Source organism: Burkholderia sp. Ac-20384, assembly GCF_017104605.1.
Lineage (GTDB): Bacteria > Pseudomonadota > Gammaproteobacteria > Burkholderiales > Burkholderiaceae > Burkholderia > Burkholderia lata.
The window spans coordinates 1-20,119 of sequence record NZ_JAAGPE010000070.1 but is presented as its reverse complement, the minus strand read 5'-3'; the positions used below and the strand labels follow the sequence as shown (position 1 = coordinate 20,119).

The following is a 20,119-nucleotide window of genomic DNA, read 5'->3' as shown; positions in this document are numbered from 1 at the left end:
CCAGTCTCCGATTGACGGTATGCGCCCTTATGGGATCGCGCGATTCGCCTGCAATGCCCGGTCCGCCTCAACTAGCGAGACCGGTTCCGTCGCCGGCACGGGCGGGTTTAAGCACGGCAGCCGCAACACGAACAACGTGCCGCCGTTCCCATTCAATTCCGCGTGCAACGCGCCGCCGTGAATTGCGATGATCTGTACTGCGAGCCTCAACCCCAGGCCGAAGCCTGACGATGACTGGCTCCCGAATTTCTCGAAATCGGTAAGCCGCTCGCCCAGCGGCAATCCGGGCAGCCCGCCTGCGGCGTCGTCGACGAGCACGTCAACGAACGCGCCGCTCTGCCGCAGCGATACCGTCACCGTTTCGCCGCGTGGCGATGCACGCACCGCATTATCGATCACGTTCTGCATTGCACGCGCGACGAAATTCCGCATGCCGTTCACCCACACCGGCTTGCTGTCAGGAACCCACAGACGCAATGCCACACCGCAGTGGATCGCCGTAACTTCAAGGTGCGAAATTATTTGACGCAAGGTCGCCCGCAAATCGAAACGCCGAAAATCCCGCGCTTCCAGATGCTCGGCGACGGATGTGAATAAGAATTGCTCACCCAATGACAGAACGTAATGCGCGAGCTGCGTGATTTGCTGCATGCCGCCGCACCGCTCGAACGCGTCCGGGTCGCTTGCATCCAGCTGCGTGAGCGCCCCGATCGAATTGAGAGGCGATCGCAGGTCGTGCAACAGGAAGCGAAGCGACATCGTCCGTTCGTCGAGCGACCGCATGAGAGTCGTCACATCGGTGACGGCAACCGTCGCGCCCGAACCGGGGGTCCATGGCCCGGACTGAATCCATAACGTCACACGGCCGACCCGAATCTGCCTGCCTACTTCTAATTCGCGTTGCATCGGCACGTCGTCGAGTTCGAAGTGCTCGGCGAGCGCGACCGAAAAATCAACCCCTGCCGGCAGCCTGATGCCAAGCATCGCCAGCGAGCGAGCGTTTGCGGTGACCACCGCTCCTGCGGCGTCGAGCACCACGATGCCGCACGGCAACGCATCGCCGCCACATTGGGTTTCGTTAGTATTACGTTCGTCCATCTGCACGATCCTCTCCCGCCGGCCACCCGCATGCGCGATCACGGGGAAATGACACGCGGTGTAAGCAGAAACAGCCGCTCCATCCGGTTTCTCTGCGTGTTCTTGGTTCGGAACAACGCGCCGACCAGCGGGATCTTCGACAGCATCGGCACCCCGGTCACGCCGTTCAAATCGCTTTCGGCGCGATAGCCGGCGATCAGAAGGGCCTGCCCCTCGTCGATGAAGGCCTGCGTATCGATCGTGCTGTTGGTCACTGTCGGTAGGTTGCCGACAGTTTTCGCTGTATTCACCTGGCCGTCCTGGATCGCAACATCGAGCTTGATCCGCGTGTGTCCGTCTTCGGTGACGACCATCGGCAACACACGCAGCGATACGCCGGCCGAAATGCTGTATAGGTCCGCCGCGGTGTAGCCCGTCACCGGCACGAAGAACTGCGTCTGGTTGTCCATCACCGCTTCGATGTTGTTCAGTGTGACCACCTTCGGGCTCGCGTCGATCTTCGCGGCGTCGGTCTGCTGCAATGCGGATACTCGCGCCATCAGGTACCGGCCCGCGTCACCTAGCACGGCGGCTAGCGATGCACCCACAGGTGAAGCCGCCGCGATCACGTTGCCGGCCAGCGTCGTATTTCCGAAGTTCTGCGTGATCGTGCCTCCGTTGTACATGTTTTGCGGACCCGTGCCGCTGCCCGTCTGCAGATCGACATGGCTGTTGTGCGCGGTCCAGTCGATGCCCAACTGCTGCAGCGCGTTATCGTCGATCTCAATGATGTGCGCCTCGATTTCGATCAGTTGCGGCTTCACGTCGAGGCGCTCGATCAGCGCGCCATACTGCGTCATCCGGTCGGTTCTGTCGCGAATTACGACGGAGTTGGTACGCTGATCGGCGACGATCACCGGCAGCCGATCGTCATCCGACGATTCCGCGGGTGCACCGTCCGGCGCGGGCGGCTCGCCGACCGCTGCCATCACTGCCGACGAAGGCTGCCCTGTCAGCCCGGAGAACATGCCCTTTCCCTTCTCGCCTAGTGGAATCGGCGGTGGCACCGACGCGCCACTATCCGCCAGACCGTTCACATTATTCAGGGGGACGTTTCGCTTCACACCGGCGGCTGCGGAGCGAACCCGATCCACACCCGTCTGGGCCGGATTCTTAGCATTGCCCGGATGATAGATGCCGTTCAGCACCGACGCGACGCCTTCGAGCGTCACCGTCTGATTATTGATCGGCACCGTGCGATCCTTGGCCCACGCATGAGAAAGCGGGAATACACGCACTTCAGTGCCGCTCGAGCGCGCCGCATTGCTATCAAGCCGGCTTGCCACCGCGGCCACCATCTGCACATAACGCGGCGGCCCGTTCACGAGTGCCGTACCTTGCGCGTTGTCGTACACGATCGGGAAGCGGTCGTCGCCGATATGCAACCGGTCGAGCGCGCTGCGCAGCGATGCCGTGCCGGCCGTGTCTAGCTTCACGAGGCGGCTTTGCAGATCGGACGCGGTGGTGATATCCAGCACCGAACCGTCGTAGTACCAGACGAAGCCGAACGATGCGGCCAGCGTATCGATGAAGCGCCGCGGCGGCAAATGAAAGTTCCCGCTGACGGTGCCGCTGACACCGGGCGCGATGCGCGTAGGAAGTCCCTGGCTCGAACCGAAATCGCGCAGCACATCCGTGAGGTCCTTTCCCTGCGCCTGATAATCGACGATCGCCTTCTTCCACGGCACCGCTGCGGCGGCGGCGGGTGCGGCAAGCGTCCCCAGTGCAAAGGCTCCGCTAACAGCGAGCGCACTCATCTTGTCAGCGAACCTCATCGCGATGCTCCATCTGAAATAGGTCCACGGAGACCTTCCCGACACACCTTGAAGTTTTTCATGTAAGTTTCCGTCTATCTTGAAATCGCTAGGACACCATCAGCCATGAACGCCCCGATGCCTGTGCGCCGCGACATTACGCGCGAGATTCTCGAACTTATCGATCTGCGCCAAACCTTCACCGACATTCATATCGAGCAGGACCGCCCGATCATGATCAAGGCGCCGCGCGGATGGCTGGCCGTCGGCGAGGAGCCTGTTCTGTTCAGCGAGATGGCGCCCACGCTCGCGGCCATCGAACCGGACTGGGAAGCACAGCTGCAGAACGGAGCGATCGATCGTCCATTCGTACTGACGCGCTGCCGGCTGCGTTGCAACATCTATCGCACCAATGCCGGCCGCAAGATCGTGATCTCGATCCGCCGCCTCCCGCTCGAACCGCTTCCGCTCGACCGCCTCGGTCTGCCCGCCTACGTGCGTTCGATGATCGACAGCGCGAAAGGCCTCGTGCTCGTCACAGGCCCGACCGGCTCCGGCAAGACCACGACAATCGCGTCGCTGCTCGAACATATCAACCGCACGCGCAACAGCCACATCATCACAATCGAAGAGCCGATCGAGTACGAACTCGAAGGGCGCACGTCGATCGTTTCGCAACGACAGGTTCCGACCGACACGCCGAGCTTCGCTGCGGGCCTCCGCGAGGCGCTTCGCCAAAAACCGGACGTCATCATGGTCGGCGAGGTACGTGATCCCGAAACGGCCGAGACCGCGCTGCAGGCCGGCGAATCCGGGCACCTCGTGCTCGCCACGATGCACACGGCGAGCGCCGCCGGCACCGTCACGCGACTGCTGTCGTTCTTTCCGCCCGAGCAGCGCGAACGCTACGCAGCCGCACTCGCGAACTGCCTGATCGGGGTGATTTGCCAATGCCTGGTGCCCACCCAGGACGGCGAAAATTTTGTGCTCGCAAGCGAACTGCTCTTCAACAACAATCAGCAGATCGCCGGCATGCTGACCGATCCGGCCAAGTTGCCTTATCTGGCCGAGTTCATGAAGCGCAAGGAAGACAACATGTCGCGATTGCTCAACGATCATCTGTTCAGCCTCGTCTCCAAGGAACAGTGCCTGCCGCGCGACGTGCTGCGCGCCGCGTACAGCCGGCTCGATCTACATGAGATGCTGCAGACTCTGGCGCCGCATTGACGCGCGGATGGGACCGCGCGCTGTCCTGAGCGGTGGCGAGTTCGCGTCAGTAGATCGGTGTGATGTTCCACGATGTCACCACCCCGGTCGCCGGAAAAATGTTGTTCCCCGTGCCACAGAAGCTCGGTTGGAACGATGTCGAATCGGCACCGCCGAACAGAATCCAGAACGTGGTCACGCGTACCGCATAGCCGTTCTTGTTCAGCGGCAAGGCGCTCGTCATGTTGACCGGCACGTTCGCCAAGTCGCCCCTCACGAGCGACGACTGGTTTACGACCTTCGCCACCAGATTGCTGCCGTCCGCCAGATCTAAGTTGAGTAGTTCGACGAGCACCGTCGCATATGCACCGGCTCCTCTCGTCAAGTCCTGCGGCCCGCCTGCGCTTGGGCACGACGTAACGAATGCATCGTTCAGATGCGTCCATGCGTAGACGGCAATCGCGCCATTCGCCGGCAATCTCTGCACGTTGCGCGTAACGGTGGACTTGTAATAGCCCATCGTCGCGTCGTACGAAATTGGGCCGGCCGGCGTGCCGCACGGAAAGTCGCTGGTTCCCGCCTGGCCGACCTGCACCGCGCAGTCGGTGTCCGTCGGCACCGATTGCGGATTGATCTCAGCCTGAGCCTGCCACACGCCATCACGGCATGACAGCACGCGCCCGGTTGAATCGGTCGTTATCAGCGTCGTCCCCGACGCCTGTGTCGAACAGGCGGCGCTGATCGTCCCAGCATTGCCCAGTGCCAAGTTACCGTCCTCGTCGACCGCCAGTGCCTGCCACGTCGTCCCGTTGAACGTATACGCGCGGTTCGTTGCCAGCGTCATCCGCACGTCGCCGGCATTGGCCGGCACCGACGCTAGCGCAGCCGCGTTCGCAACCGGCTCGCGCCAATGGAACGACGCCTGCGGCGTCCACTGCCCGCCCGACGAACAGTTCAGCACATTGCCAGCGGCATCCGCCGATATCGCGCCCACCTGTGCCTGCGAACAGAGCGAGTAGTCGGTCTGCTGAGCAAGAATGATCGGCACCTGCATTGTGTTGGCGGCCGGGTCGCCGGGCACCGCGACGCGATACAGATAGTCGGAATTCATGGACTGCGCGCCGTCGTAATAAAGCAGGCTGACCAGATGCCCGGCGCCGGTCTTCGTTCCAGAGCACGATGCCGCGCCGGGATTCGGCGCCGGAATCTTCCAACTGCCGAATGCGCCGTTGGCCGCGCCAGCGGGGTTGTTCGCCACCTGAATCGAGCCACCGCCTGCGCCGGCGTTCGCCGCTATGTAGCCAAGTTCCGGATCGGGAATCGACGCACCACCTTCCGTGACCAGCAGCGCCTGCAACGAACCAGGCTTGTCGCCGCCGTAGATCAGCAGACATGGCGTTTGCCCGTATGCGTTCGTGCCGGACATTGCGGACGGCAGATAAGTCGACATCTGATACGTCGTGCCGGTCATCTTCGCAACGACCGGTACGGTCACGCTCGCCTCCGACGCGAGCGTCGCGTAGTTCTGCCGGATCAATTGAGTCGCGGCCGCGGCCAGCTTCGATTGGTAGAGCGCGGCCTGCTGCCCGCGCGCATCCTCGAGCGCCGAGTTCGCCATCACCGTAATGCCTGCGACGATGATCGCTGCGAGCGCGAGCACCGCGAGCATCTCGATCATCGTGAATCCGCGCGAGTGCCGCCGGCCGGACGACGCTGTCCGCCGACTCACCGGAGCCGGGCCGGATGCGGTGCAGGCCGGATGCACTGGACTATTCATAGGCTTGTGCCATCCATACCGGCATTCCGTTCGGAATGACATTGACGAGTGCCGCCGGCAACGGCACGGCCGGATTGCCCGGCGACACGACCGTCGAACCGAGCGCGACGCCGGCCAGCGCGGATCCCTGCGCGAGCTGCTCCATGCTCGCAATGACGGTCGGCGCCGGCGCTGCTGTCGCGTAGACCACAACGAGGCTGCCAGCCGCATCCGTGTTCGGCTGCACGTAGTTCCTCCAGAGTCCGTTTGGCACGTTTTCGCCCAGGAACGGCGCGAGCGCAGTCGTCGGCACACTCCCCACGAAAGCTGGATTCCCGATCGCATACGCGACGACTGCCTGACGGTACTGGCTCATGTTGGTGGCGAACACGATTGACGAGGATTCGAGTGGCTGCGGCGCCGATTCGCCGTCGAGCAGCACATACGCGCCAAAAATTGCGCCCAGCGCAGCGACAACCCAGATCAGATACATGGCCGGTCCCGTGCAAACGCACCGCCATATACATGACGCAGCGACCTCGGCGCGGTCACACCGACGTCCAGGTGATCGTCGTCGAACCACTCGCTCCGCAATCTGTCGCGGCCTTGGCTGGCGAGATCGGCAGTGTAGTTTCGGTCGTGCCGCCGATCTGGATCGACGACCAGCTGCCGCCCGAGACGACCGCGTTGACGCACACGGAGGCCGGTACGTTGTCGTATTCGATCGAAAAGCTCGTCGCGGTGCCTGTCACGCTGACCGCGCCACCCCAGTTGTTCGTTGCCGTCGCGCTTGTCCCGCTGCCCGTCACAGACACGGTCGACGGGAATACGCCGGCCGACTGGAGCACGGCATTGCTGACATCGGTGTATCCGGTCGACTGCCCCATGTACAGCTTCTTCACGCCGGTTTGTATCGCGCTCACCTGTTCGGATAGCTGATTGGTGCCCGCGCTGTTGAATGCGCTATTCAGCAGCGCGACGGCGCCGATCACGACGATGGCGGCAATCCCGAGGTAGGCAATTGCCTCGAGCAACGACGCGCCACGCTGCCGGTGGCGCGAACGGCGTAATTTTGGAGCCACTGGATTCCCGATCGTCACACCTGCATTCCATTTCTTCATTTGGTTCCCCTCTATTTTTCAAAACGACAGATCCACGCCGAATCCATCCTGATAGGCCGCCGTGTCGTTGGGAATTCCGGCATTCGGGTCTCACAGCGTCAATCAATGCATTGCGTGCGCGAGTCCAGAGATTTCCTGTTGAATGCCAAAGAACCCGGTAATCAGCCACGACAGGACCAGCGCCAGCACGACTATCGCCGCACCGTTAATCATGCGCATCTGCACTTCAATCGTTTCCACCCCCTCACCGATCCATTCGGTCGCGATCACATGCAGCGCATCCGCAAAACCCTTGTATTCCGCATACACACACAGATCGTCGACGATCTCCGCCGACGGAAACTGATAGCCGGCATTCTTCATCGCCTCCCCGACGTTCAATCCAGACTTCACGCCGAACAACATGTCGTCAATACGTTGCCGCAGCCACGGCCTAGCATCCACGGCCAGTCGCGCAAGGGATTTCTCGACGGTAAAGCCGGCCGACTGCAGCGACGACAGTGCGACGAGAAAGCCGCAACCGATGATCAGACGATAAACGGAATACGGCGGGTAGCGATCGAGCACGGTGCGCAGCCGCCCCGACCATCTCGGCATCGAGAACATCAGCGCGCCGGCCAGCAACGCGGCGATCAGCAGGCAATACACCATCCATCCCTGCACGAAGCGCGACAGGTCGTACAGCGAGCGCGCCACGCCGTGCCAGCGTTCCGGGCTGACGATAGTCGCGAAACGCGGAATCACGAACTGGCCGAACAGATACAGGTACCCGACCGTCATTGACAGGATCACGGCCGGATAAGTGAGGCCGCCGACCACCGACGCCCTGATTCGCCGGCTGAACTGAACCAGCGCACATACGTTGACCAACGAGACTTCGAGCCGCCCCGACTGTTCGCCCGCCATGACTATCATCTGCTCCGCGTGCGGTACCCACCACAACATCGCCTCGGCCAGCATCCCGCCGTTCTGCACGACGCTGCGCCAATCGGCCAGCGTCAGTGCTATCGGCTCGTTCGGTTTGCGCCCTTCGTGCGACGCACGCAGTTCTAGTTCCTCGAGAATCTTCAGCAGTGGCATCCCGTTCGAAAGCATCTTCGCGATCTTGCGGTAGAGTCGAATCCGCGCCTTCGATGTCAGCTGCAGGCGTGCCCATCGCCGATTCAGTTCAAGTGCCATAACCGCCTTCCACCGCGAACATGTGCGCGCCGTCGCCATGCGTCAGCGGGCCAACGACGCGCTCGGCCATGCGAGGATCGACGAGCCCGCCGGCAACCTTCTCGACCGCGTGCTGGACGATGGTCTGCCCGCCCAGCTGCTGCAGCCAGTGCCGCTGGGCGTCGGCCTTGCGTCCCGCACGCAGCAGGTCGAAGAACAGCGCGTCGGTGCGGATCACTTCAGCGACGACCGTGCGCCCAATCGTGCCACTCCTGCAACACGGACACCCTCGGCCAACGACCCGAACCTCGCCAAAGCGCACGCCGACCGTCTGCTTCACGCGCATAACGAGCCTGGCATCGAGTTCGGGCAGCGCGTCGACAAGCGGCCGCGAACAGTGCGGGCACAGCAGTTTCACGAGACGCTGGCTAGCGAGACCAGTCACCAGCGATTCGTCCGTGACCATCGTCACTGGCAACCCGAGATCGACGAGCCGATCGACGATCGCCAACGCGCTGTTCGCATGCACTGTCGTCCACACCTGGTGACCGGTCATCGCCGCACGCAACGCACTTTGCGCCGACGCCCTGTCGCGCACCTCTCCGATCATGATCGTGTCCGGATCGAGACGCATCGCATTCGCTATCGCCGCCGCGAATGCCACGGAGCGTGCCTCCTCGGTAGAGGCATTGATCACCGGGGTCTGAATCGCTCCATCGATCGGGTATTCGACCGGATCCTCCACCGTAATCACATGAATCGTACCTTCCATGTCATGCAACTGCTTCATCAGCACGCGCTGCAGCGTCGTGGACTTTCCGGACCCTGTCGGACCACTGATGACGTTCATTCCATGCGGCTGCTGCGCGAACCCATCGAACATACAAGCCTGTGCGGACGTGAAACCGAGGCGGGTCAGCTCCGTGGATTCGCCAGCGTCGTTGTACAACAGGCGCAATACCATCAGGTTTCCCACAATAGTCGGCGCGGTCGCGATCCGCACACCGAACAAACGATCCGGCAATTTGTCGCGATCACCGATCGCTGCGTCCTGGCGCTCGCTAGGCTTGTACGTGTTGTCTGATACGCTCGACATTGCCGCGTACAGCGTCGCGAGCAGGCGTTCGCCGTATTCGCGAGTCTGCTCTGACACGTGCACGAGCTCGTTGTGGATGCGGAACAGGATCTCCGTCGTAAAGCGGTTCAAGCGGATATGGATGTCCGAGGCGCGCTCATCGCATGCACGCGCAATCAGGCTCTTCGCGACAACCTGCATCTGTGTGTGATCGACTCGCTCGGCACTGCCGTCGCGCCGCGGCCCCTGATACGCACGCCGGATCACCTCAAGACTCACCGGCCGGGTCCGGTACGTGCGATTGAGCCGCTCCAGCCGGGCGCAATACGACAGCACGAACGGATTCATCTCGTGCCCCTCCGCGACGAGCAGCGTCCAATCCTCGAGCAAGCACAGAAACTTGCGCTCCTCACTGCTCGCTGCCAGATCGCCATCGTCCGAGAGCGGGCGCGCGGTACCGGCCGGCTCGGTCTGGTCCTGTGCTGCCACCGGAGTAGGAAGATCGGCAGCCGCTGCCGGCACTGGCGCCACCACGTTAAGCCCCTTTGGCAACGTGCGTGCAGTCTGTCCAGTTTCCGTCGGTGACGTAAGATCCGGCCGCACCGCGACAGCGCGTGGCTGGCCCCCACGCGGCAGCAGGAATGCCGTGGCGGGCAGAGAAAACTTCCTCGAAGATGCAAAGCGGGCAGCCATGGCGATCACCTCGGCGGCAAGGTAGGGATGGGCGGCACACCGACCGGCCCGATCACATTCGCGGCAAGATCGCGCGGCGCGCCGCGGACCCGTGTCGACACCGCCAGCATCGTGCTGTGGCCGCCAGGATCGGTCAGGACGACGCGCCCCGGCCGAATCTGCGCGACACGCGAGCCGTTCGGCAAACGATCGCCTGCCTGCACGTCAAATTCAGATCCGTCTGAGGAAAGGGTTGCGGCCGTTGCCCTTCCGAGACTCTGCGTCGCGATCAGCGCTATCTCGCCGTAAGCGATGCCGCCGCCTGACGTGCGCATCGATTGCTCGCGTTGCGCAACCTGCGCCTGCGCGTCGAGCTTCTTCAGGCGCGCCTTAAGCAGCAGCGTATCTTCCTGAAGCCGCATCAGTTCGCTCGCTGTCTGCACGGCAGCCGGCGTCGGCACAACCGCCGCCCGCAGGTCGGCCGCAGCAGTCGGCCCGTCCGCGCCCTGCGCGAATGCCACCGTCGGACCGGCAATCGCCCACGCCAATGCAATCAGCGCTTTGTCATTTTTCATACAGCACTCCATCCAGGGCCCAACGCCCGGCCTTGTATGACAATGTTTCCAATCGAACGCCCGGCTCATCCAGATACTTGATCAGGCTGTCCGGCCGCGCGTCGTCCAGCGCGGCCGACATGCGCCAGGTCTGCCAGTTGGGCACCCCCGCGCGAGAAACACTCGGCTGCAACTGATCGAGCGCCTGCGCGGCGAACCCCTTCGCCGGACTGCCAGGCTGCAATGCAAACTTCAGGTCGATGTTGAGCAACTGAAACGCGGACAACAATCGCAGCCGCACGCCGTCGAGGCCACCTATTGGATCGTCGCCGCCCGGCGGCGTCGAAATGGGTTCGACATAGGTCGCGTGCTCGCCGCTCGCATCGATTTGCGCGTGCGGCAGCGCCGCCATCAACATCGCAACGTTCGACTCGCCGCGCGACCAGCGATAGGTGACGGTCGACGACCTGCACACATATTCATCGAGTTCCCATCCGCCCGGTGCGAGACTCTCGAAGTGATCGACGCACGCGCGAATAAATTCGCGCGGCGACGGCAGTGCCACCCACGGATGACGTGGGCCCGGCGGTGCCACCGGTTTCGGCGGATGCAGGCGCAACTGCGTGCGCATACGTTCGAACACCGCCTCGCGCTCGCGCTCGATCAGGTGCCGCCGATACGCAAGCCACCCCATCGCGGCCGAGCCGAGCACCGCGAGCGTGACGGCTGCCGCCAGGATCCGCTTCCATGGCGGGCGACGCGCGACGCGTGTCAAGTTCAGCCAACGCGGCAGCGCTAGCCGGCCACCCCGGCGTGGCAGCAGATCGTCGATGGTCCGCGCGTAGAAATTGTGGAACCCCTGCACCTCGATCTGCGGATCGCCCACCACCACGTTCCAGCCACCCAGGCTGTAATCGTTGTGAAGCCGCTCGAACACCTCTTCGCTCGATCCAATCCAATCGCCGTTGGGCAGGAACGCGCCATCTCGGACCGCGAAATACACCCAGCGCCCGTCCGGCAATTGAAACGCACCGAGCCAGTTGGGTGCGGGCTGCTGGCGGCCGTCGTAGAACGCGCCCTCCATCGCGATCACCTTCGACACCAATGCACCGAGCGACGGCAGGCCGAGTACCGCACCTTCCCGTGTGCTGGCGAAGCCGACGCCAGCGAACCCGCGATCGATCCGAAGCACCATCGCATCGAAATTCAGACGCGCGGCCAATTCGGCCGCCTCGGCGCGCAACGCATGCCGGCGCGACAGCGATTGCCAGAACAAGCCGCAAATAAAGCGCTGCCGACCGATCTGAATGACTTGCGTTGCCATATCAATCCCCTGCCCCGTGCGTTAGGTGCCGCTCGTCGTGATCGGGGACAGCAGGATCACGATCACTTCCCGTGCGTGATCGGCGTTGAAGCCGCCGCCCAGCGCATAATTCGACGGCGTGCCGATGCCTTGGCGATTGCTCTGGTCGTTGACGTCCTCGTAGCCGCTGATCACGAGCGTCTGGCCGGACTTGACTGCGATGCGCTGAAGGAAGTTGCGCGTGTCAACAGTCGGCAGCTGGATCGTCTGCCCGCCGCTCTGGAAATTTTCGAGCGCGACCAGCGACGAAATGTTCGAGTAGAACTGCAACATGACCGTGCCTTCGTCGAGCACATGCGGCAGCACAGTCAGATTGAACCCGGTCGTGATCGTGCCCGGCGTCAGCGACACCTGCGTGCCGACATTCAGCGTCGCCGTCGATGAAACCGATGCCAAATAGCCCCGCTGCTCTGCCACCTGCACCGGCACGGGTTGATCGTTCAGCGTCGTGATTGATGCTGACGTCTTGCGGCGCACTGTGCCTTGCGCCGACAGCGCGCTGATCACCGCCTTCGTCGTGTTGGCGCGACTGGACGGGCTGATCACTGTTGCGGAAAGCTGGTTGTTGTTCGGAATAAGGCTCGTGAACGCGGTCGTAATACCGAACTTGGTGCCCAGCGCCTCGTAGACCGCATTCCAGTTGATGCCGTAGCTGTCGTCAGCCGACAGTCGGACGGACAGGACCGTCACGTTCAACAGCACCTGACGCGCCAGCACGCGATTCTGCTGCTCCATGAATTCCCCGACGCGATCGAGCACGTCCGGCGTATCGGTCACCGAGATCGAACCAGTGGCGGGCGACATCACCACCGAGCCCGCAGGCGACAACATCGACTTGATCGCCCCTTGCAGGCCCGTGTACACCGACAACTGCGCGTTCATCTTAATGTTGGCGGTGTTGTCCGACGACACCGACGGCGACGACGTCGAACCCGACGCGCCGCCGGACGAGCCGGAACCGCTGCCTGATGCGCCGCCGGTTATCCCACCCGTATTACTCGCCCCGCTCACGACATTGGTGTCCAGCCGCGATTCCCCCGGGATCGACACGACCTGATACACGCGCGTCGCCGTGTGGAAAAATACGATTGCACCTTCGTCATACCGCCACGACACGCCGAACCTCGCCGCCGCCATATCGAGCAGTCCGCGCAATGGACCACCCGCATACGCGATTCGAACCGGCGCCGACGGCATGGCCATCGATATGGCAGGTGCTGAGCCGGCCGCCGGCAACGGCGCACCCTGCAGCATGCCGGGCGGCAGCGGCGGCGCGACGGCAGACAGCGCACCTCCGCCTGAAGCCGCTACCTGCGACGTGCGTGCCGCAGCATCGTCGGCGCCCGCCGTGACCGTCGCCGGGATGTGCGCCAAGCGCGCGACGCGATCCGCAAACGCCCGGAGCGAATCCACCGTTCCGTTGAAACTAGCCGGCTCGTCGAACAATGCCGGCAAAACCGACTGTTTCGCAATCTTGAGCGTCTTACCGGAGAGCCACAGCTGGTCCTTCACAATCAGGCCGTCGCTGTCGACCACGCGATTGTCGCCGGTTGCGGCCTGCGCGAGTATTCCGTCGGCCCGAGCGACATCGCTCTGCGCATGATGATCGAGTTTCTCCACGAGTCCGGTACATCCGCTCGACACAGCTGCGCACACAACGATGGCGACGTCGAACAACCATGGCCGCTTCATGAACTCGCCCCTTTCGCAACCACCCGAAGTACGCGATTGCGCGTATACAAGATCATTTGAATCGGCACCTGGGACGACGACATTGCTTCGGATACCTGACGCAGCGCGTCTGAAAAACTGCCATGGATCGTTGCAGTCGCATCGATTACGAAGTCAGTCGGCACGTCCCAAATGAATTGCCAGCCAGCCTCGCTCGCCCAGCGCGCGACCGAGCGCCGCACCGAGCCATCGGACATGCGTAACACCCATTCCGTCTGCGCAGACGACTGCATCAGAGGTGGTACTGCGGCCGGATCGGGCTGCGACATCGGCTGCGACACGGGCGACGCGACCGCTGGTATCGCGACCGCATCGGCAGACATGTGCGCCTCCGCAGGTAACTCCTTCGAACGCGGTGCTGTCGAAGGGCGCGCCATCAACTGGGACGACTTGGCCACCCGAACCGGCTCCGTGCCGGGCAACGCGATATGTGCCGACTCACTCGCAACCCGCACAGCTGCGGCTCCGCTCGGAGGCTTCGCCGGCGGCTGCGAAATCGTCAACTGCTCCGCCGCGCCCGGCAGCGCGATGCTGGCCAGCTCGACCTTCAATGCCGAGCCAGCGGCGACCGGCGCGTCAGCACTCGCCCCTTCGATCGTCTGGCCCGCCTCAAGGACATGCACCGCGCCCACGGAACGCGCATCGTGCAATGCGCGGACGAACCGCGGATTCTGCGCGACCGACACGATACGTAAGCTCGTATTCACACGTGCCTCCAGAGAGGGATCCACCGACAGAATGTCGCCGAGCGCACGCACCACCGACCCAGAACGCCAGCTGACCAGCACATCGGCCCACGGTCCCGCATTCGGCACCATCACGCTGTAGCTAGGCGGCACAACCGATTCGATCGCCCGCAGGAGCGACACGTCATGCCCGCTCTTGCGGACGACGTCGCCCATGCGCTCCCCCCCGTCGACGACGACCTGCGAACTGCCCTGAGATGCATGCGCCATGCTGAGCGTCAACAGGGTGCCGCAAGCAACGATCGCACGCACGGCTAGCGTTCGCCTCCTGTGCTCCCCCACGGCTTGCGTACGCGACGCGTCGAGCGTGCACGCAGGCGACTCCAATTTGACTGATGACATCCGCACATCCCACTTTGACTGATGACACATGATTTCCGCCAACAGACACCGCCGCGACAGCCCAGCGGCCCTCGCGCCTCATCGCGAGCATCCGACAACATGCATCGAATCAGACAACCGGCCGATGGCCGGAAAATCCGACGTTGATTCGCCCTGTAAACGTCGTCGAAAAATGCCGCATCATGACTTCAAAAAAACCTGAATTGAGCAAACCCAATAACCCACAAAAAACCAGAAAATTAATAAGCTTGCAAATTGATCGTCTCAATGGCCGTCATAGCAATATCTTTGGATATAAACATGAGGAAAATACGGCGCACCGTCATGACATTCAATCCGTTCCCACCGAACCTTTTCCGCACAAAATACTGTGAACCTGACTTCATAAAGACAGCTGAAATCAGCTCGAAAAAAATGCGCCGACTATATCAATCAGTTTTTCCAACTTATCTTGTTGTTGATTGATGTTACACGAACCAAATGAATCGACCGGATCGTTCACCGTTTCAGCGGAGACAAAAAAGAGCAGGAATTGAGACAACGTTGATGCCTCTCGACTCATAGGCCTTTGTTTCTGCAAACTTTCAAAAACCTGTCATCCGCCTAGCGCCACAATGCGGACAGAAGCCACGCGATCCGCAGATCAATGCGTACTCCGGCCAGGGTTGACCGGCCGCATGCGGATCCGATTTGTCCCGTCCGCCGTAAGCCCCATACCGACGTATAGTGCGCAGCGCGCCTTGGACGCCGTACACTTTGCTGTCGATTCAGCAATCCCCTCCATGCGCGACCAGCATCCGGATGTCGCGCGCTCCCAAGAATTCCTACCGATTCCAGCCATGCAAGCGCGTTCAAATGATGGTCAGCACCCTGATGCCAATGCGTCGCCCAGCCAGGTTGCCTTTGGTGATTCAGATTACAGAAGGGAACGATATCCGTTGCTCACTGACGCGGAAATACACCGAATCACCCGATTCGGCGAACTCCGCGAGTGGCGCGACGGCGATCCAATTTTCCGCGTGGGTGATCCCGGTTTCGGCATGTTCGTCGTGCTATCGGGCGCCATTCGGATCACGCGTCGCGACGCACTGAACCGGCAGATCGTCGTCAGCGAGATGGGCGAGCACCATTTCGTGGCCGAGGTCGGCCAGATTTCGGGAGAGCGATGCCTAGTCGATGGCGCTGCGGCAGGCGACGTTCGTGCGCTTCAAGTCACGCCGCCCAGACTGCGAGCACTGCTGATCGCGGAAGCTGAACTCGGCGAGCGCATCATGAGAGCATTGATCCTGCGGCGAGTCGGGCTCGTCGAGGGCGGCAGCGGGATCATCATCGTGACGGACGCAAATTCGTCGACCCTCAATGGGTTGCAGAGCTTCCTGACGCGCAACAGCATTCCGCACACGGTCGTCAATACGGCGACCGATCGCGAAGTTGCGCGCTATGTCGATCAATACCAGGCCGATCCGGCTGACTATCCGCTCGTGCTCTGCCCGGACGGAACGGTACTCCGCGCGCCGACCGAAACCGATCTGGCGGCCGCGCTTGGCCTGATTCGCCATTTCGACGAAGCGGAAGTGTTCGACGTCGCGATCGTCGGCTCGGGCCCGGCTGGCCTCGCTACTGCGGTGTATGCGGCCTCGGAGGGCTTGACCGCCGTCATCGTCGATCACCACGCACCGGGCGGCCAGGCCGGCGCGAGCGCGCGTATCGAGAACTTCTTTGGTTTTCCCGCTGGCATATCCGGCCACGCGCTGACCGCTCGCGCCTATGTCCAAGCGCAGAAATTCGGCGCACGCGTCGCGATCCCGGTGACTGTCGACGCACTGGAATGCGGCACGTCGCCTTTTCGGCTGAGGCTGAACAATGGCGGCGCCGCGCGGGCACGTTCGATCGTCATCGCCACCGGCGCGGCCTATCGCAGACCCGCCATCGACGGGCTCGAACGCTTCCAGGGGAGAGGTGCCTATTACTGGGCGTCGCCCGTCGAAGCGAAACTGTGCACCGGAAAGGATGTCGTACTCGTCGGCGCCGGAAATTCGGCCGGGCAGGCCGCCGTCTATCTAGCATCGCATGCGAGACGTGTCAGTATGTTCGTCCGAGGTCCAAATCTGTCGGACAGCATGTCGCGCTATCTCATTGATCGCATCGAATCACTGGACAACGTCGACATTCAGTTCAACACGCAGATCACTTCATTTCTCGGCAAAGACGAATTGGAGGCTATCGAGATCGCCCGCGCGGACGGCACGCGTACCTCGCAGCAAACCGAGCACGTCTTCCTGTTTATCGGCGCGACGCCCAACACCGCGTGGCTCGACGGATGCGGCGTCGCCGTCGATTCGTCCGGCTTCGTGCTGACGGGTGCCGACGCTTCAGCGGAGGCGACCGAACACGAAACCAGCGTGCGTGGCGTATTTTGCGCGGGAGACGTGCGCCGCGGCTCCACGAAGCGTGTGGCTGCCGCCGTCGGCGACGGCGCCGCAGTCGTCTCGCAGCTTCATCGGTTTCTGGCCAACACGACGCCTTAACACCGCACCGACGCGAGCGCGGCAGCAATCACACAACTGTCGCCCACAACGGCGCCGATGCAACTGGACCGCCGCGGCCTAGACTCCCACGTTGCCGAACGCCCTCCGCCGCCTCGCACCTTCGTCCCCTCCGCCTGCTTGACGGCTTACGGGAATAACAGTAACCGCAGCGACATGTCGAAACACTGCATCCGCTCTTGCGGACATCCCGGCTCCGCAGTCGCCTCGGGATACCGACCGGCGCATCGCACCGGCTACCGTCGCTCAGGTTTTCCACGGGAGCGGCAGCGCAGTCCCGTCCGGCAGGAACACTTTGACCGGGCTCATCCCGAGCATTGCGAGGAGCGTGATCGGTCCCGGCCCGTCATTCACAATCTGATGAACTTCATTGCGCGGTATCACGAGCGTCGATCCCGGTCCGAATCCGCGTGTTTCACCATCGATCAGGACGCTGCCGTGGCCTGCCTCGATGACGATGACCTCTTCGCAATCGTGTCGGTGCGGCGGGGTCACCGCGCCCGGCTCGATGGATTGGCGCCAGACCGACAGCGTCGTAAGGCCTTGCTCGTTGCCTGCAAGCGTCACATGCTCCAGCCCCGGCAAAGACTCCCGCGTAAGTTGAGTAATGTCAATGATATGCATCGTGTTTTTCCCGCTGTCACCGTTTCAGGTCGAACTTGAATTTACACGCCCGATTCTAGTCAACCTGACGACGCAACGGCATCGCAACTGGAACGAATAGTTTTCTTCAACGCATGCGCGATCTACACCAACTTGCGAGCTTCGCCAGCGCAGCACGGCACGGGAGCTTCGCCGCCGCCGCCCGCGAGCTCGGCGTCACGCCGTCGACCGTTGCAAAAAGCATCTCGCGGCTCGAAGCGGATTTGGGCGTGTCACTGTTCACGCGCTCGACCCGCAGCGTACGGCTCACGGAAGAAGGCACCTGGTTGTTCAAGCGGTGCTCGACGATCTTCGACGAGATCGAGACCATCGAAAGCGCGCTGCGGTCAATGCGGAAGTCGCCTGTCGGCAAACTGCGGATCGACGCGCCGATCGTGTACGGCAGGCAATTCATCGTACCTGTTCTCGCTGAAATGCAGTTCCGCTATCCTGCACTGGAGATCGACCTTCATCTCTCGGACGAAATCATCGATATCGTGAGCGAGGGCTTCGACGCGGCGGTTCGCATCGGTACGCTGAAGGACTCGTCGCTGATCGCGATCGAGATCGACAGGCAACAATTGATCACCTGCGCCAGCCCGGCATATCTCGCCCGGCATTCCACGCCGGCCACAATCGACGACCTCGCCGCGCACTCGTGTTTGGCGTTCGCGTTGCCTTCGACCGGCAGGCCGCGGCCCTGGTCATTCATCCACGATAATCAAGCAGTAGAGCTTGAAATTGCTGGGCGCACGCGTGCAAACGAAGGCGAGGCGCTTCGTGATACCGCACTGCTCGGCGTCGGCGTCGCCCAGCTTCCTGATTACATGGTGCGAGCACAGATCGCAAGCGGACAGCTCGTTGAAATATTGCCGAACTATCGATCGCCTCCGATGCCAATTTCGGTGATTGCGACCCGCTCCCGGCTGGCGCTGCCAAGACTGCGGGCCTTCATCGAGCGCGTGAAGCGTCGTTGAGGCGTGTTGTCGCTTCGGCGATGCAGAAGCGACAACACGCGCCCGTTCAAATCACGAACTTCCTGTTTCGAAGGTTCGAAAGCGAGGCACCATGGCCCGACAGGCTCTGCGGCACATTCGCCTGCTGTCCGCGCGATCCGTTCGCGCCCCAGTACCGCGCCAACGCGGCCGATTCGCCGACCGCAGGCCTCAGCGGAGCGAGCATCTCCGCATCCTGCCGATGCAACTGGCTCTCGAGCCAGTCGATGAACACGCGAACCGACCGCGGAATGTGGCGCTGATCCACATAAAGAGCAAAGATTTGCAGCGGCGCCGGGCGATGCTCGGCGAACAGGCTCACCAGCCGGCCGGCGGCAATGTCATCCGCCACCGTCCGACTGCATACCTGGGCGATTCCAACATCTTCGCTCGCGTAACGAATCGCGGAGCGCACATCGTTCACGGAAATCCGCTCGGGAATTTTCAGACTCATTTCCGCGCCGTCCACGCAATATCTGAAGTCCCGCGCCGGACCGAAGCGGCGGGGCGAATAGTGAATCAGGTCGTGACACTCCAAATCGCTCAGGTTGTGCGGAACGCCACGCCGCGACAGATAGCCCGGGCTCGCAACCGTCACCGCATTGAAGTCGCCGATGCACCGTCCGCGAAGCGACGAATCCGACAATGGCCCAATGACGATCGAACAATCGACAGCGTGCTCGATCAGCCCGGCCGGATCGCCACCGATATCGACTCGCAGTTCGACCTCTGGAAATGCCAGGCGAAATTCCGGGATCAGCGGCAGCGCCGTATGAGCGATCTCCTGGTCGATGTCCACCGACAGGCGGCCACGCGCAACCTCACGCATGCCACCGAGATGCGCCTTGATTTCCTCCATCTCGCCCAGCACCCGCTTGCAGTGCTCGAAATACTGTGCGCCCTCGGCCGTCACCCGCACGCAGCGCGTGGAACGCTGCAACAAAGTCACGCCGAGGTGGTTCTCAAGCTTGCGTACCGACCGGCTGGCGGTTCCGGCGCTGATGCCGAGCAGCTTGGCTGCCGCAGTGAAACTTCCCATGCGTACGATGTGCGTGAAAATCGACATCGCCTGCAGCGTGAATTCCATGTTTTTCTCCGGGCAATTGCAGAGGGACAAAAATAGAAATCATTGAAAACCCAACCATCCCCTCACAATCCCATCGGAATCGACTTTATCTTCGATGACTTAATGATCTAGCAGGCTGTTGAAATTGGGAACGGTGTAAACGGGCTCGAAGGGCGGTGCGTTAGAGATATCGTGTTCATGATCTTGAGCAGATGAGCCGATGCGTGGAATGGACGAGATGCAAGAACCGTTGTT

General features: G+C 62.2%; 17 protein-coding genes. 4 read left to right on the top strand and 13 right to left on the bottom strand.

The window, feature by feature from the left end; genetic code table 11:
• Window positions 1–27: 27 nt before the first annotated feature.
• Together G3O00_RS16030 and sctC are read right to left on the bottom strand one after the other, a co-directional pair.
• Complete coding sequence (locus tag G3O00_RS16030) at window positions 28–1,098, bottom strand: HAMP domain-containing sensor histidine kinase (RefSeq protein WP_206143565.1); 1,071 nt, start codon at window positions 1,096–1,098, stop codon at window positions 28–30.
• Between the two features lie 38 nt (window positions 1,099–1,136).
• Complete coding sequence (gene sctC, locus G3O00_RS16025; protein ID WP_206143564.1) at window positions 1,137–2,912, bottom strand: type III secretion system outer membrane ring subunit SctC; 1,776 nt, start codon at window positions 2,910–2,912, stop codon at window positions 1,137–1,139.
• A gap of 105 nt (window positions 2,913–3,017) precedes the next feature.
• Here sctC and G3O00_RS16020 point away from each other — a divergent pair, with 105 nt between their 5' ends.
• The gene (locus G3O00_RS16020; RefSeq protein WP_206143563.1) at window positions 3,018–4,118 is read left to right on the top strand and encodes an ATPase, T2SS/T4P/T4SS family; all 1,101 of its coding nucleotides are present in this window, start codon (window positions 3,018–3,020) and stop codon (window positions 4,116–4,118) included.
• Window positions 4,119–4,164: 46 nt separating this feature from the next.
• On the opposite strand, the gene pilV is transcribed toward G3O00_RS16020, so the two are convergent.
• The 9 genes from pilV to G3O00_RS15975 all read right to left on the bottom strand — a co-directional run bounded on the left by pilV (window position 4,165) and on the right by G3O00_RS15975 (window position 14,525).
• Window positions 4,165–5,874, bottom strand: a complete 1,710-nt coding sequence (gene pilV, locus G3O00_RS16015; RefSeq protein WP_277399279.1) for a shufflon system plasmid conjugative transfer pilus tip adhesin PilV — start codon at window positions 5,872–5,874, stop codon at window positions 4,165–4,167.
• Entirely contained in the window at window positions 5,867–6,295 is a 429-nt protein-coding gene (gene pilM / locus G3O00_RS16010) for a type IV pilus biogenesis protein PilM (protein ID WP_346778982.1), read from the bottom strand. The genes pilV and pilM overlap by 8 nt, the downstream gene beginning before the upstream one ends.
• A 106-nt stretch (window positions 6,296–6,401) precedes the next feature.
• Window positions 6,402–6,953 (bottom strand): type 4 pilus major pilin, encoded by a 552-nt coding sequence (locus G3O00_RS16005; RefSeq protein ID WP_346778981.1) that lies wholly within the window; start codon window positions 6,951–6,953, stop codon window positions 6,402–6,404.
• Window positions 6,954–7,076: 123 nt separating this feature from the next.
• Window positions 7,077–8,153 carry a type II secretion system F family protein gene (locus tag G3O00_RS16000; RefSeq protein ID WP_206143587.1) on the bottom strand — a complete coding sequence of 359 codons (1,077 nt, stop codon included), beginning with the start codon at window positions 8,151–8,153 and terminating at the stop codon, window positions 7,077–7,079.
• Window positions 8,143–9,900: an ATPase, T2SS/T4P/T4SS family gene (locus G3O00_RS15995; RefSeq protein ID WP_206143559.1), complete on the bottom strand. Its 1,758-nt coding sequence runs from the start codon at window positions 9,898–9,900 to the stop codon at window positions 8,143–8,145. The genes G3O00_RS16000 and G3O00_RS15995 overlap by 11 nt, the downstream gene beginning before the upstream one ends.
• Window positions 9,901–9,905: 5 nt before the next feature.
• On the bottom strand, window positions 9,906–10,466 hold the full coding sequence (pilP, locus tag G3O00_RS15990) for a type IV pilus biogenesis protein PilP (RefSeq protein WP_206143558.1): 561 nt from the start codon (window positions 10,464–10,466) through the stop codon (window positions 9,906–9,908).
• On the bottom strand, window positions 10,444–11,757 hold the full coding sequence (pilO2, locus tag G3O00_RS15985) for a type 4b pilus protein PilO2 (RefSeq protein WP_206143557.1): 1,314 nt from the start codon (window positions 11,755–11,757) through the stop codon (window positions 10,444–10,446). The genes pilP and pilO2 overlap by 23 nt, the downstream gene beginning before the upstream one ends.
• Window positions 11,758–11,778: 21 nt before the next feature.
• Complete coding sequence (locus tag G3O00_RS15980) at window positions 11,779–13,488, bottom strand: PilN family type IVB pilus formation outer membrane protein (RefSeq protein ID WP_206143556.1); 1,710 nt, start codon at window positions 13,486–13,488, stop codon at window positions 11,779–11,781.
• Window positions 13,485–14,525: a TcpQ domain-containing protein gene (locus tag G3O00_RS15975; RefSeq protein ID WP_346778980.1), complete on the bottom strand. Its 1,041-nt coding sequence runs from the start codon at window positions 14,523–14,525 to the stop codon at window positions 13,485–13,487. Before G3O00_RS15975 ends, G3O00_RS15980 begins: the two co-directional genes overlap by 4 nt.
• 233 nt (window positions 14,526–14,758) lie before the next feature.
• Between G3O00_RS15975 and G3O00_RS15970 the strand changes: the two genes are divergently transcribed.
• Both G3O00_RS15970 and G3O00_RS15965 read left to right on the top strand, forming a co-directional pair.
• Window positions 14,759–14,989 (top strand): hypothetical protein, encoded by a 231-nt coding sequence (locus tag G3O00_RS15970; protein ID WP_206143555.1) that lies wholly within the window; start codon window positions 14,759–14,761, stop codon window positions 14,987–14,989.
• A gap of 408 nt (window positions 14,990–15,397) precedes the next feature.
• Window positions 15,398–17,143: an FAD-dependent oxidoreductase gene (locus tag G3O00_RS15965; RefSeq protein WP_241025167.1), complete on the top strand. Its 1,746-nt coding sequence runs from the start codon at window positions 15,398–15,400 to the stop codon at window positions 17,141–17,143.
• Between the two features lie 264 nt (window positions 17,144–17,407).
• On the opposite strand, the gene G3O00_RS15960 is transcribed toward G3O00_RS15965, so the two are convergent.
• Window positions 17,408–17,785: a cupin domain-containing protein gene (locus tag G3O00_RS15960; protein WP_206143554.1), complete on the bottom strand. Its 378-nt coding sequence runs from the start codon at window positions 17,783–17,785 to the stop codon at window positions 17,408–17,410.
• Window positions 17,786–17,898: 113 nt separating this feature from the next.
• Here G3O00_RS15960 and G3O00_RS15955 point away from each other — a divergent pair, with 113 nt between their 5' ends.
• Complete coding sequence (locus G3O00_RS15955; protein WP_206143553.1) at window positions 17,899–18,780, top strand: LysR family transcriptional regulator; 882 nt, start codon at window positions 17,899–17,901, stop codon at window positions 18,778–18,780.
• A 46-nt stretch (window positions 18,781–18,826) separates the two neighbouring features.
• Here the strand turns inward: G3O00_RS15955 and G3O00_RS15950 are convergent, their stop codons facing one another.
• On the bottom strand, window positions 18,827–19,885 hold the full coding sequence (locus G3O00_RS15950; protein WP_206143552.1) for a LysR family transcriptional regulator: 1,059 nt from the start codon (window positions 19,883–19,885) through the stop codon (window positions 18,827–18,829).
• Window positions 19,886–20,119: the final 234 nt, after the last annotated feature.

Bases quoted from the DNA above. Each gene is read 5' to 3' on its own strand.
- pilV (WP_277399279.1), bottom strand. From the start codon at position 5,874: ATGAATAGTCCAGTGCATCCGGCCTGCACCGCATCCGGCCCGGCTCCG.
- G3O00_RS16030 (WP_206143565.1), bottom strand. From the start codon at position 1,098: ATGGACGAACGTAATACTAACGAAACCCAATGTGGCGGCGATGCGTTG.
- G3O00_RS15965 (WP_241025167.1), top strand. From the start codon at position 15,398: ATGCGCGACCAGCATCCGGATGTCGCGCGCTCCCAAGAATTCCTACCG.
- G3O00_RS15980 (WP_206143556.1), bottom strand. From the start codon at position 13,488: ATGAAGCGGCCATGGTTGTTCGACGTCGCCATCGTTGTGTGCGCAGCT.
- G3O00_RS16000 (WP_206143587.1), bottom strand. From the start codon at position 8,153: ATGGCACTTGAACTGAATCGGCGATGGGCACGCCTGCAGCTGACATCG.
- G3O00_RS15950 (WP_206143552.1), bottom strand. From the start codon at position 19,885: ATGGAATTCACGCTGCAGGCGATGTCGATTTTCACGCACATCGTACGC.
- sctC (WP_206143564.1), bottom strand. From the start codon at position 2,912: ATGAGGTTCGCTGACAAGATGAGTGCGCTCGCTGTTAGCGGAGCCTTT.
- G3O00_RS15960 (WP_206143554.1), bottom strand. From the start codon at position 17,785: ATGCATATCATTGACATTACTCAACTTACGCGGGAGTCTTTGCCGGGG.
- pilO2 (WP_206143557.1), bottom strand. From the start codon at position 11,757: ATGGCAACGCAAGTCATTCAGATCGGTCGGCAGCGCTTTATTTGCGGC.
- G3O00_RS16020 (WP_206143563.1), top strand. From the start codon at position 3,018: ATGAACGCCCCGATGCCTGTGCGCCGCGACATTACGCGCGAGATTCTC.
- G3O00_RS15955 (WP_206143553.1), top strand. From the start codon at position 17,899: ATGCGCGATCTACACCAACTTGCGAGCTTCGCCAGCGCAGCACGGCAC.
- pilP (WP_206143558.1), bottom strand. From the start codon at position 10,466: ATGGAGTGCTGTATGAAAAATGACAAAGCGCTGATTGCATTGGCGTGG.
- G3O00_RS15995 (WP_206143559.1), bottom strand. From the start codon at position 9,900: ATGGCTGCCCGCTTTGCATCTTCGAGGAAGTTTTCTCTGCCCGCCACG.